This window comes from Treponema brennaborense DSM 12168 (assembly GCF_000212415.1).
GTDB classification, from domain to species: Bacteria; Spirochaetota; Spirochaetia; order Treponematales; family Treponemataceae; genus Treponema_F; species Treponema_F brennaborense.
This window is the reverse complement of sequence record NC_015500.1, coordinates 101,498-113,038: the sequence shown is the minus strand read 5'-3', so window position 1 is coordinate 113,038 and position 11,541 is coordinate 101,498. Positions and strand designations below refer to the sequence as shown.

The window sequence follows — 11,541 nt, the reverse complement described above, 5'->3', positions numbered from 1 at the left end:
CGGCGCTGCCGTTGTTTTTCATCCGTAACTGTGATATACTCGGAAAGAAGTATAATCGTACTTGACAATCCAGGAGGGGATATGGCATCCAAGAAAATCCTTGCAGTAGATGATTCAGTCTCAATCCGAAAAAGTATTTCTTTTATCCTCAGTCAAGAAGGATATGAAGTCGTTGAAGCCGAAGACGGTGCCGACGGTTTGGTAAGGGCGAAAGCGGACAAATTCGGCCTGATTATCACCGATATCAACATGCCGAACATGGACGGCATTCAACTCATCAAGGAGCTGCGGCAAACGGTTGAATATAAGTTCACCCCGATCATCGTACTGACGACGGAAAACCAAGACTCCAAAATGCAGGAAGGAAAAGCCGCCGGAGCGACGGGCTGGATAGTGAAACCGTTCGCGTCGGAGAAATTGATCGCCGTCGTCAAGAAAATCATCGGGTAGCGGCGGAGGCGTTGGTATGAGCAATCAATATTTGACATTTACCTTGAACGAGTCTTTATACGCCGTAAACGTTACGCAGGTGCGTGAAGTACTTGAATACCGGCAGCCGCAGGAACTGCCCTGCCCGGATCCGGTGATAGCGGGACTTATCCGTTCACGCGGACAAAGCATTTCCGTCGTCAACATGCGCCGGAAGTTCGGGTTTCCCGACGCGGAAGCGACCGCCGACACCCGTATCATCGTGCTTGAAATCAACACGCCCGATCATCCCGAAAAAACGGCGCTGTTCGGAGCGGTCGCCGATTCGGTAAACGAAGTTATGGAAATAGACGCTTCCGCCGAAGAAACGCCGCCGGAAGTCGGGAACAGCATCGCTTCCGAATTTATCAGCGGAATCGGGCAGCACGGAGAACAGTTCATCATCATGCTCGATATAAATTACGTGTTTACTTTTGAAGAGATTCAGTGTATGAACACGGCTGCTGCAGCCGACGCAGCCGAACGGAAAGCGTAACCGCACAGCCGGCGAAACCGCAGAACTGCGGCGGGAACTCCGCCGCGGGTAATTTTACAGGAGCCACATATGAACCGTCAGTTTTTATCATTTTCATTACAGGATACGTTGTACGCCGTCGAAGTTTCCCAAGTACAGGAAGTGCTTGAATACGCGCAGCCGGTTCGGCTGCCGTGCACGGCGAATTACGTCGAAGGGCTTATCAATTCGCGCGGAGAAGGCATTTCGGTTATCAATTTACGCACCAAGTTCGACCTCGAACAGACGGAGCATGATAAAAACACCCGCATCATCGTACTTGAAGTAAGCCATTCCGGCGGTGCGGCGGAGCGCGTTACGACGTTCGGCGCCATAGCCGACAGCGTTGAAGAAGTGATCGAATTGGACGACAAATCCATAGAACCCGCGCCTAAGTTCGGAAACAGCATAGCCGGTGAGTTTATCCGCGGCATCGGTAAAAAGGACGACCGTTTTATCGTCATACTGGACGTGGACAAAATCTTTTCCGAAGAAGAAGCGGCTTCACTGCACGTATCCTGAGTATAACGCTTTATTGCGCAAAAAAACGGCAGAAAAGTCCAAACGTTTTGCCGATTTTGCTTATATACTTCTATTGTATGCAGCCGCTTCGACTGCATACGGGAGGTATATATGTTCAATACGGACAGTTTCAGTCTGAAAGGAAAAACGGCGTTCATAACCGGCGCCTCATACGGCATCGGGTTTGCCATCGCAACCGCGTTCGCCAAATACGGCGCCAAAATCGTATTCAACGACATTAAACCCGAACTGGTGGAAAAAGGGCTCGCCGCCTATAAAGAACAGGGAATCACCGCGTACGGATATGTATGCGATGTTACGGATGAAGCGCAGGTTGCCGAAACCGTTGCGAAAATCGAAAAGGAAGTCGGCACCGTAGACATTCTGGTCAACAACGCCGGTATTATCAAGCGGATTCCCATGATCGAAATGTCCGCCGCAGAGTTCCGTCAGGTGATCGACGTGGACTTGAACGCACCGTTTATCGTTTCAAAAGCGGTCATTCCGGGAATGATCAAAAACGGGCACGGAAAAATCATCAACATTTGCTCCATGATGAGCGAACTGGGACGCGAAACCGTTTCGGCATATGCGGCCGCAAAAGGCGGACTCAAAATGCTGACGCGCAACATCTGCTCGGAATACGGGCACGCGAACATCCAGTGCAACGGCATCGGTCCGGGGTACATTGAAACGCCGCAGACCGCTCCGCTGCGCGAACGCCAGGCAGACGGTTCGCGCCATCCGTTCGACGCGTTCATCGTTGCAAAAACGCCCGCCGAGCGGTGGGGAACGACGGAAGACCTCATGGGACCGGCAGTGTTTCTGGCATCCGACGCGTCGAATTTCGTCAACGGGCACGTACTGTACGTCGACGGCGGTATTCTCGCCTACATCGGCAAGCAGCCGTAACGGCGACGCAAAACGGCAGCCGCAGCGAGCACGCATACGTGCAAAACGGTAACGGTGATTTTCAAACGGAAAGACGCCACAGCTTCCTAACGGGCTGCGGCGTTTTTTCTTTATCAAAGTGAAAGCAGCATGTCTCGGCGGGCGGGATTCGAGTTTTCCGCGGAAACGAAAAAATCAGGATATTTGACCGCAATGTCTTTTATTTCGGTTTCGAGCTGATGTAGATGTTTTTTCATGAGCGTATGCGCCGATTCGGCGGAACCTTCTTCGATTGCCGAGACGAGCCGCTGATGCTGCGAAATGTTTTTTTCCATGATCTGCGCCGTCCACACCGCTATAAACCGTACGCGTGCATAATGACTGCTGACGTCCATAACCGTTTCCCAGGCAAGTTCCTGCCCGCCGATCGTAAACAGCAAATGATGAAATTCGTTGTCGAGCCGCATATATTCATAATAATCACCGGCGGCGAAAACCTTTTGCTGCATTTCGATATTGGCGTGCAGCGGCGCGAGGTTTTCGGCAGTTCGGTTCGCCGCGACGGAATCCAAAACGGTACATTCCAGCGCTTCGCGGATAAAACGTTCCTGCCAGACACGCTGCAGATCGATGCGGGAAACGATCGTTTCCTTCTGCGGAAAAATATCGACCAAACCGTCGCGCTGCAGCCGGATAAACGCTTCGCGTACCGGCGTTCTGCTGACTTGCAGTTTCGTCGCGATTTCCTGCGTACTCATTACGGTGCCCGGTTTAAGCTGAAAGCTCATAATGCTGTTTTTCAATATCGTGTACACCGTCGCCTGTACGCTTCTGTCCTGAGTGGCTGTGCTGTCTGTCATTTTCCGTTTTCCTTAATGCGTACATAATACCATATATGGAATAAATAAAAAAGCTTTAATCTTCACGAACTCGCCGCTGTTTGCAGCGCACTCATTCCGTCAGGACAACCACTTTCATATAGTTTTCGGGATTTTTTTCGATATCGGCGAGTGTTTCGGGCACTTGTTCCAAACGAACCGTTTTCGTCAGAATTTTCAGCATGTCGACTCTTTTACTCGAGATGAGTTCAAGCGCTTCGGCGAATTCGCCGACACTCGTGCGGGCGCCGCGGATATCGATTTCCTTTTTTGTGATAAGATCGGTCGGCAGCGACGTTTCGCGCTTCGGCCAGCCGGTCAGCGTGATTCGCCCGGCGTGGCTGACGAAGTCGAGCGAACTTCTGATCCCGACGTTCGAGCCGCTGCACTCCATCACCTGCTGTGCCATCGTGCCGCCGGTAATGTCGCGGATGCGCGCCGCAGCGTCTTCCGTTCCGGAATTAACGGTGAACTCGATACCGAGCGAAGCCGCAAAATCCAGCCGTTCCTGAACCAAGTCGAGTAAAATCGCGTGCGCGCCGTACGCCTGCGCAACCATTCCCGCTACCAGACCAATGGGACCCGCACCGATAATCGCGCAGTATTCGCCGGCGCTCAGTCCGCCGCGATGAATTCCGTGCAGCGAAATGGTCAGCGGCTCAGCCATCGCCGCCTGTTCCCACGTCATGCCGTCAGGAATCTTCGTCAGCATATGCGTCGGATGACAGAAGTATTCGGACATACCGCCGTCGACGTGCACGCCAAGTACGTTCAGACTCGTACAGCAGTTCGTCCGCCCGATGCTGCACGGATAGCAGCTGCCGCAGTACAGATACGGATCCACGACGACTTTATCGCCCGGTTTGAATCCGGCCGGCTCTCCGTTAATCGACACGATTTCTCCGGCAATTTCATGCCCGATGACGCGCGGATACGACACCAGTCCGTTTGTTCCGCGGAACGCACCGATATCGCTTCCGCAGATACCGGCAGCTTTTACTTTTATCAGCGCCTGTCCGTTTTCGGGAACGGGTTCGGACAATTCGACGAGGGAAACTTCCCACGGTTTTTCAATTTTAATCGCTTTCATACATATCTCCTATTCTTTATGGTGCGGATTTTTCATTCGTCAAACGTAAGTACGATTTTCCGGATTGACGGATCGTGCGAATCGATAAAATCGAACGCTTTCTGCGCGTCCGCAAGCGCGAACGTGTGGGAAACGCTTCCGTTCAAGTCGAGTTCGCCCCGGACGATAAGGTCGATCGCCTTACCGAACATCCGGTTCTGTAAGCGGGAACCCCGCACGTCCAGCTCTTTCGAGGTAACGACGAATTGATTTATTTGAGTCGCCGCGGTGGAAAATCCCATGGTGATAACGCGGCCGGCGTTTCCCGTCGCTTCAAGCAGTTTCAGCAGCGAGTCGGCGCTGCACACGGCGTCGATGGAAACGGTCGCGCCGTGACCGTCGGTATATTCTTTGACTTTTTCGGTCAAATCTTCAGTGAGAACGTTGATCGTGCGGGTCGCGCCGTTTTTGCGCGCGGCTTCGAGCTTTGACTCAACCACGTCCGCCACGATAATCGTATCGCACCGCAGCCGGGCAATTTTCAAAATCGAACTGCCGAGCGCTCCTGACCCGAACAGCAGCAGCATATCGTCTTTTACCAATTCCGCGCGCGTACAGGACTGAATAGCAATCGTCGTCGGTTCAATCATAACCGCGTCCGCGTCGGAAACGGAATCGGGCAGCACGTAGCAGTCCGATTCGGGAACCGCGATGTATTCGCGGTAGCCGCCGTCGATGTGCACGCCGCGGACTTTCAGCCGGTCGCACACGTTGCCGCGTCCTTTCCGGCACGGATAGCACGTTCCGCAGCTGGTAACTTGATTCACGATAACCCTGTCGCCAGGTTTTACCGCGGTTACGCCGGGGCCGGTCCGTACGACGCGGCCGACCATTTCATGGCCGATGATCCGCGGATACGTGGCGGCTGCGTTCGTACCGTGATAAATTCCGACGTCGGAACCGCAGATACCCGCGGCCGTCATTTTTATAAGAACATTGTCCGCCGCATTCAATACCGGTTCTTCCATGTCGATTACTTGCAATTCGCCCGGTTTTACAATCTGTACTGCTTTCATTTACATTCCTCCACGTTTTTCATACGTGTGCTTTTCGCTTACATGTAAGTATGCTAGCATGACGAACAAAGACTGTCAACATTTTTTTCCTGCTGCTTGAATAGATCGCCCGATCGATCGGGAGAACGGACAAAAAGGACAAAACGGGTGAGAACGGACGGATAAACGGACAGAAACGACGCTTTTTACCCGAAAATCGAACATCTATCAAACATCGATAAAAAAAACTTGACAAAAGGAAACTTGCATACTAACATATTACCATGCAAGTAAAATTACACTTGCACACATCAAGGAGGTTCACATGAAACTGTCAATGAAAAAAACACTCGCCGCTGCGTGCATTCTCATTTTGGGATCGGCATCGGGCGCCGTCTTTGCTGCCGGCGGCCGCGACGGAGGAACGTCAAAATACACGCTTAAAGTGGGCGACAACTGGGGCGCTACACATCCGATGGGCCGGGCGATGGCATCCGTATTCAAAACGCAGGTAGAAGAAAAAACCGGCGGCGCCGTCAGCGTTGAAATTTATTCCGACGGAACACTCGGAAACGAGGGCGACTTGTGGAACGGAGTACGCAACGGTACAATAGAAATGGCAGTCGTGGGAACGCCATTCAATCAGGAATGGCCGGTAAGTATGATTTCCGACTGGCCCTTTCTGTACCGCGATCTGGAACACGCACATAAAGTCTGGACAGGAACGATTGCGGCGGAACTGAACGCACAGTTTCACGCGCAGTTTCCCACCGTATACATGCTCGCCTGGGGCCCCAACAGTGCGCGTACGTTCACCAGTAACAAAAAACTCACCAGCGTGGCCGATTTTAAAGGACAAAAATTCCGTATGCCGTCCAATCCGATTCACGTCGGAATCGCGCAGAACCTCGGTGCGAGTGCGCAAGTCATTCCGCTGAACGAATTGTTTTCCGCACTGGAAACGGGCGTCGTCGACGGACAGGACAACGGCATGGTTACCGTGTTGAGCCAGAGCTTCGATCAGGTACAGAAATACGTCTATGAAACGAATCATATTATCGCGACGCTTGAAATCATCGTAAGCGCGCCGTTCTTTGACAAATTGCCCGCCGAATATCGGAAGATCGTCACGAACGCAGCGAAAGCGGCCGCTGAAACGGCATGGACGGAATACATCAAGAGCGTGGACGTTGACCGCAAAACGCTGCGCGACAGAGGTTTGACCGTTACCGAATGCACTCCCGAAGACCAGCAGCTCATCATCAGCAAAATCAAACCGCTGACCGACAAACTGTACGCGGAACAGACCTGGGCCAAAGATCTGACCGATAAGATCAAGGCTTACTAAGCAAAACGGGCTGCTTCGGAACCATGCGTTCCGCAGGCAGCCTGAGGAGTCGGGCCGCGTTTTCATGCTGCGACAACGCGGTTTCGGCTCCGTAGAGAGAAAGGAGGATAGCGCCGTGAAAAAAATTATGGACGGCTTGTTCAAGGGAATTGAAATACTTATTGCGGTTTTTTTGGCAGCGATGATCATTCTGGTATTCATGAACGTCGTACTGCGATACGTATTTAACAAAGGCTTCGTGTGGTCGGAAGAAATCGCACGCCTGTGTTTCATTTATCTGGTATATTTGGGCTCGATAGGAGCTGCACGCGACAACAGGCATTTGCTTATAGACACACTGTTACTGAAATTTCCGCCCGTTCTGCAAAAAATCGTATACACGCTCGTACAAGTCTGCGTGATTTGGCTGATGGGAATACTCGCAACCGGAAGCTGGGGGCTCATTCTGCAAAACCTGAACGACAAATGGGTGGCAACGCATTTTCCCACGTATCTCGTATACGCTTCGGGACTGCTCACCGGGGCGGCGATCATCATCATTTCAATCGTAAACATTATCAGACTGTACGTTTTCAAAATTCCTGTCGTACAGCTCGTATCCATTTCGGAAGAGGAACAGGAAGAAGAAATTGCCGCAAGTGCGGAATGAAAACGGAAACCGCACGCGCGTGCTGATTTCCCGGAGGAATATATATGGTAACTGTATATACGGTCGTTTTTTTGGCGTCCCTCGTAATAGGAATAATGCTCGGATTACCCATCGCCTATTCGCTCATTTTAAGTGCGGCGGCAACGGCGCTTTCCATGGGCGGAAGCGCTACGAATCCGCAGATTGTTGCGGCGCAGCTCATGCGCGGAACCGATTCGGTCACCATGATGGCGCTGCCGTTTTTTATTTTAGTCGGTGAACTGATGAACCGCGGCGGACTGACCAAGCGGATCATTTCATTTTGCAATATTTTCGTCGGCCGCGTCCGCGGCGGACTCGGTTACGTAACTATCTTGGCATGTCTGATGTTCGCCAGTCTCGTCGGGTCGGCCGTCGCGAGCACCGCGGCGCTCGGCGCAATTCTGATCCCCATGATGGTTAAATCCGGATACGATCGGGCAAAGGCAACCGGACTGCTGGCGAGCGCAAACCTCGTGGCTCCGATCATGCCGCCGTCCGTTCCGATGATCGTGTACGGCGTTACCGCCGGCGTTTCCATCAAATCGCTGTTTTTAGGCGGAATCGCGCCCGCCGTGTATCTGACGGTCATCATGTGTATCGTCTGGTTTTTCGTTTCCAAAAAAGACGGCATCAAAGAAGACACACCGAAGCCCACGTTCAAAGAAACCGTCCGCTGTTTTATTGAAGGAATGTGGGCGCTGTTCCTGCCGATTATCATTATCGCCGGACTGCGTTGCGGCGTTTTTACCGCAACAGAGGCGGGCGTCGTCGCCGTCGTATACGCACTCGTGATCGGACTGTTCGTCTATCGGGAATTGAAACCGCGCGATATTTTCAAATCTTTTATCGGCGCGGCCAAAATGTCCGCAGTCGTCATGTTCCTCGCAGCGGCGGCACAGGTTGCCGCGTATATTCTGACAATCTCACGAATTCCGCAGCTCATCACGCAGTCGCTCGCGCCGCTCGTCGAACATCCGATGCTGCTCAACTTCGTGCTTCAGGTGATCATCATTCTGATGGGAACGTGCGTGGACGTCGTACCGACGATTCTGATCATGACGCCGATCATGTTACCGCTGCTGCGTGCGGCGAACATCAATCTGGTATATTTCGGCGTCGTCTTTACGCTCGCAAACGTACTCGGCCTGACCTCTCCGCCGGTAGGTCCGGTGCTGAACGTAGCTTGTGCGACCGGTAAAGTCAAAATGGACAAATTGATACCGAAAGTAATGCCGTATTATGTTCTTCAAATAATACTCGTATTCTTACTGATATTCATTCCGCAATTGATCACCGTTCCCCTTCAGTGGATAGACGGTTGACGGATACAAAAACACGCAAAGAGGTAAAGTTATGCAAATGACGATGAGATGGTACGGCAGCAAACACGACACCGTTACCTTACGGCAGATCAGACAGACCTGCTACGCGACGGGAGTTATTTCCACTCTGTACGGTAAAATGCCCGGCGAATTATGGACGCCGCAGGAAATCAACGCGCTTAAAGCGGAAATCGAAGCGGAAGGCCTCACCCTTTCCGGCATAGAAAGCGTGAACGTCAGCGACGCCATCAAAACCGGCGGCGCGGCGCGCGATAAAGACATCGACGCGTACATTAAAACGCTTGAAAATCTGGGAAAAGCGGACGTGCGGCTGGTGTGCTATAATTTCATGCCGGTTTTCGATTGGACCAGAACCGAACTCGCCCGCGTCCGTGCCGACGGTTCCACCGTTCTGGCATATTCGCAGGCCGCCGTCGATAAAATCGATCCGGCGAACATGTTCGAGTCCATTTCGGGCGATATGAACGGAACCGTTATGCCCGGCTGGGAACCGGAACGTATGGCGAAAATCAAGGATCTGTTTGAAATGTACAAAGACACCGACGCCGAAGCGTTGTTCGCCAATCTCAAATATTTTCTCGACGCGATAATGCCGGTATGCGACAAATACGACATCAACATGGCGATCCATCCGGATGATCCGGCGTGGAGCGTCTTCGGACTGCCGCGCATCATTACGAATATGGAAAACATCCGGCGCATGATGAAAATGACCGATAATCCGCATAACGGCGTTACGTTCTGCGCAGGCTCGTACGGCACGAATCCGGACAACGACCTGCCGGCAATGATCCGCGCGCTGAAAGGCAGAATTCACTTTGCACACGTGCGCAATCTTAAATTTAACGACGGCAGAAACGATTTTCAGGAATCGGCGCACTTGAGCTGCGACGGTTCGTTCGACATGTACGAAATCGTCAAGGCATTATACGACATAGGATTCGACGGTCCCATCCGGCCCGACCACGGCCGCATGATATGGGGCGAAAAAGCCATGCCCGGATACGGATTGTACGACCGCGCGCTCGGCGCCGCCTACATTCGCGGATTATGGGAAGCCGTTGAAAAACAGCACGCCCGCAAGCAATAATCGAGGTAATTATGAAATTAACGCGTGAAGGATTGAAAGCCGAAACGGCATGGAAAGAAGCGGGGATTTCTCTTCCTTCCTATGATATCGCGGCAGTCGCCGACCGTACGAAAAAGGCGCCGAAGTGGGTACACTTCGGTGCGGGAAACATTTTCCGCATTTTTATCGGCGGCATTGCCGATTCGCTTCTTGAAAGCGGGAACACCGACACGGGCATCACCTGCGTGGAAACGTTCGACTTCGACGTAGCCGACAAAATCTACGCACCGTACGACAATCTGGTGCTGGCGGTTACGCTCAAATCCGACGGTTCTACGGATAAACGGGTGCTCGGTTCGCTCACCGAAGCGATTAAAGCCAGATCGTCCGTTGCCGCCGAATGGGACCGGCTGAAACGGATATTTACCGATCCGGGGCTGCAAATGGTTTCGTTCACCATTACCGAAAAAGGATACGCCTTAACCGGCGCGGACGGCGCTTACTTTCCGTTTATCAAAACGGACATCGACAACGGCCCTGAAAAACCCGTTTCGGCAATGGCGGTCGTCTGTGCGCTGCTGAACGAACGGTACAAAGCCGGCGGAGCGCCGATCGCCGTCGTCAGCATGGACAACTGTTCGCACAACGGTGAAAAACTGCGCCGCGCGATAGTTACGATGGCGGACGAATGGCGCAAAAAAGGATTCACCGGTGAAGGATTCGCTTCGTATCTTACCGATGAAAAACGGGTGGCGTTCCCGTGGTCGATGATCGATAAAATCACGCCGCGCCCGGCGGATTCCGTGTGCAGTGAACTTGAAAAACTCGGCGTTGAAGACATGAAACCGGTGATAACGTCAAAGAAAACGTATATCGCACCGTTCGTAAACGCCGAAGGGCCGCAGTATCTGGTTATTGAAGACACGTTCCCCAACGGGCGGCCGCCGCTCGAAAAAGCGGGCGTATATATGACCGACCGCGAAACGGTTAACAAAGTCGAACGCATGAAAGTAACCACGTGCCTGAATCCGCTGCACACCGCGCTCGCCGTATACGGCTGCGTCCTCGGATACACGCTCATCGCCGATGAAATGAAAGACGCCGAGCTGCGCCGATTGGTACACGAAATCGGCCTCGTCGAAGGAATGCCCGTCGTTACGGATCCGGGAATTCTGTCTCCGCAGAAGTTCGCCGACGAAGTTATCAACGTGCGCATTCCCAATCCGTTCATGCCCGACACGCCGCAGCGCATCGCGACCGACACGTCGCAGAAAGTCGGCATCCGCTACGGAGAAACGATCAAATCGTACGTTGAAAAATACGGCAGCGCGGCTAAACTGAAAGCAATCCCGCTCGCACTGGCCGGCTGGTGCCGGTATCTGCTCGCACGGGACGACGAAGGAAACCCGTTCGAGCTTTCTCCGGATCCGATGATTCCCGACCTGACCGCACAGCTCGCCGGCATAACGGTGGGAAAGCCCGAAACGTACACCGGACAGCTGAAACCGATCCTGTCGAACGCGCATATTTTCGGCATCGACCTGTATGAAGCGGGAATAGGCGGCCTGATAGAAGCGATGTTTCTGGAACAGATCGCCGCGCCGCACGCCGTCCGCGCGACGCTCAAAAAATACCTGGCGTAACGGAACCGAATCTCCGTACGCATAAACGAATGAGGCTCCGTAAGCGTTTCGCTTGCGGAGCCTCACCCTTT

Annotated in this window: 12 protein-coding genes; 9 read left to right on the top strand and 3 right to left on the bottom strand. The window is 52.9% G+C overall.

Features of this window, described 5'->3' with window-relative positions; translation table 11 throughout:
* Window positions 1-81 precede the first annotated feature (81 nt).
* From TREBR_RS00490 to TREBR_RS00475, 4 genes are all read left to right on the top strand, one after another.
* Window positions 82-450, top strand: coding sequence for a response regulator (locus TREBR_RS00490; RefSeq protein WP_013757276.1), 369 nt, complete (start codon window positions 82-84; stop codon window positions 448-450).
* 16 nt (window positions 451-466) lie between these two features.
* On the top strand, window positions 467-964 hold the full coding sequence (locus TREBR_RS00485) for a chemotaxis protein CheW (protein WP_013757275.1): 498 nt from the start codon (window positions 467-469) through the stop codon (window positions 962-964).
* A 69-nt stretch (window positions 965-1,033) separates the two neighbouring features.
* Window positions 1,034-1,504: a chemotaxis protein CheW gene (locus TREBR_RS00480; protein WP_013757274.1), complete on the top strand. Its 471-nt coding sequence runs from the start codon at window positions 1,034-1,036 to the stop codon at window positions 1,502-1,504.
* 111 nt (window positions 1,505-1,615) lie between these two features.
* Window positions 1,616-2,416: a gluconate 5-dehydrogenase gene (locus tag TREBR_RS00475; protein ID WP_013757273.1), complete on the top strand. Its 801-nt coding sequence runs from the start codon at window positions 1,616-1,618 to the stop codon at window positions 2,414-2,416.
* 113 nt (window positions 2,417-2,529) lie between these two features.
* Here TREBR_RS00475 and TREBR_RS00470 read toward each other — a convergent pair whose 3' ends face one another.
* From TREBR_RS00470 to TREBR_RS00460, 3 genes are all read right to left on the bottom strand, one after another.
* Window positions 2,530-3,255: a GntR family transcriptional regulator gene (locus TREBR_RS00470; protein WP_013757272.1), complete on the bottom strand. Its 726-nt coding sequence runs from the start codon at window positions 3,253-3,255 to the stop codon at window positions 2,530-2,532.
* A gap of 91 nt (window positions 3,256-3,346) precedes the next feature.
* A complete protein-coding gene (locus TREBR_RS00465) occupies window positions 3,347-4,363 on the bottom strand; it encodes a zinc-binding alcohol dehydrogenase family protein (RefSeq protein ID WP_013757271.1) in 1,017 nt (338 codons plus the stop codon).
* A gap of 32 nt (window positions 4,364-4,395) precedes the next feature.
* Complete coding sequence (locus TREBR_RS00460) at window positions 4,396-5,418, bottom strand: zinc-binding alcohol dehydrogenase family protein (protein WP_013757270.1); 1,023 nt, start codon at window positions 5,416-5,418, stop codon at window positions 4,396-4,398.
* A gap of 304 nt (window positions 5,419-5,722) precedes the next feature.
* Here TREBR_RS00460 and TREBR_RS00455 point away from each other — a divergent pair, with 304 nt between their 5' ends.
* From TREBR_RS00455 to TREBR_RS00435, 5 genes are all read left to right on the top strand, one after another.
* Window positions 5,723-6,745 (top strand): TRAP transporter substrate-binding protein, encoded by a 1,023-nt coding sequence (locus TREBR_RS00455; RefSeq protein ID WP_013757269.1) that lies wholly within the window; start codon window positions 5,723-5,725, stop codon window positions 6,743-6,745.
* A 115-nt stretch (window positions 6,746-6,860) separates the two neighbouring features.
* Window positions 6,861-7,394, top strand: coding sequence for a TRAP transporter small permease (locus TREBR_RS00450; RefSeq protein ID WP_013757268.1), 534 nt, complete (start codon window positions 6,861-6,863; stop codon window positions 7,392-7,394).
* Window positions 7,395-7,438: 44 nt separating this feature from the next.
* A complete protein-coding gene (locus TREBR_RS00445) occupies window positions 7,439-8,737 on the top strand; it encodes a TRAP transporter large permease (RefSeq protein WP_013757267.1) in 1,299 nt (432 codons plus the stop codon).
* A 31-nt stretch (window positions 8,738-8,768) separates the two neighbouring features.
* Window positions 8,769-9,848, top strand: a complete 1,080-nt coding sequence (gene uxuA, locus TREBR_RS00440; RefSeq protein ID WP_013757266.1) for a mannonate dehydratase — start codon at window positions 8,769-8,771, stop codon at window positions 9,846-9,848.
* Between the two features lie 11 nt (window positions 9,849-9,859).
* Window positions 9,860-11,470 carry a mannitol dehydrogenase family protein gene (locus TREBR_RS00435; protein ID WP_013757265.1) on the top strand — a complete coding sequence of 537 codons (1,611 nt, stop codon included), beginning with the start codon at window positions 9,860-9,862 and terminating at the stop codon, window positions 11,468-11,470.
* The last annotated feature ends 71 nt before the right edge of the window (window positions 11,471-11,541 follow it).

Bases quoted from the DNA above. Each gene is read 5' to 3' on its own strand.
- TREBR_RS00490 (WP_013757276.1), top strand. From the start codon at position 82: ATGGCATCCAAGAAAATCCTTGCAGTAGATGATTCAGTCTCAATCCGA.
- TREBR_RS00485 (WP_013757275.1), top strand. From the start codon at position 467: ATGAGCAATCAATATTTGACATTTACCTTGAACGAGTCTTTATACGCC.
- TREBR_RS00480 (WP_013757274.1), top strand. From the start codon at position 1,034: ATGAACCGTCAGTTTTTATCATTTTCATTACAGGATACGTTGTACGCC.
- TREBR_RS00475 (WP_013757273.1), top strand. From the start codon at position 1,616: ATGTTCAATACGGACAGTTTCAGTCTGAAAGGAAAAACGGCGTTCATA.
- TREBR_RS00470 (WP_013757272.1), bottom strand. From the start codon at position 3,255: ATGACAGACAGCACAGCCACTCAGGACAGAAGCGTACAGGCGACGGTG.
- TREBR_RS00465 (WP_013757271.1), bottom strand. From the start codon at position 4,363: ATGAAAGCGATTAAAATTGAAAAACCGTGGGAAGTTTCCCTCGTCGAA.
- TREBR_RS00460 (WP_013757270.1), bottom strand. From the start codon at position 5,418: ATGAAAGCAGTACAGATTGTAAAACCGGGCGAATTGCAAGTAATCGAC.
- TREBR_RS00455 (WP_013757269.1), top strand. From the start codon at position 5,723: ATGAAACTGTCAATGAAAAAAACACTCGCCGCTGCGTGCATTCTCATT.
- TREBR_RS00445 (WP_013757267.1), top strand. From the start codon at position 7,439: ATGGTAACTGTATATACGGTCGTTTTTTTGGCGTCCCTCGTAATAGGA.
- uxuA (WP_013757266.1), top strand. From the start codon at position 8,769: ATGCAAATGACGATGAGATGGTACGGCAGCAAACACGACACCGTTACC.
- TREBR_RS00435 (WP_013757265.1), top strand. From the start codon at position 9,860: ATGAAATTAACGCGTGAAGGATTGAAAGCCGAAACGGCATGGAAAGAA.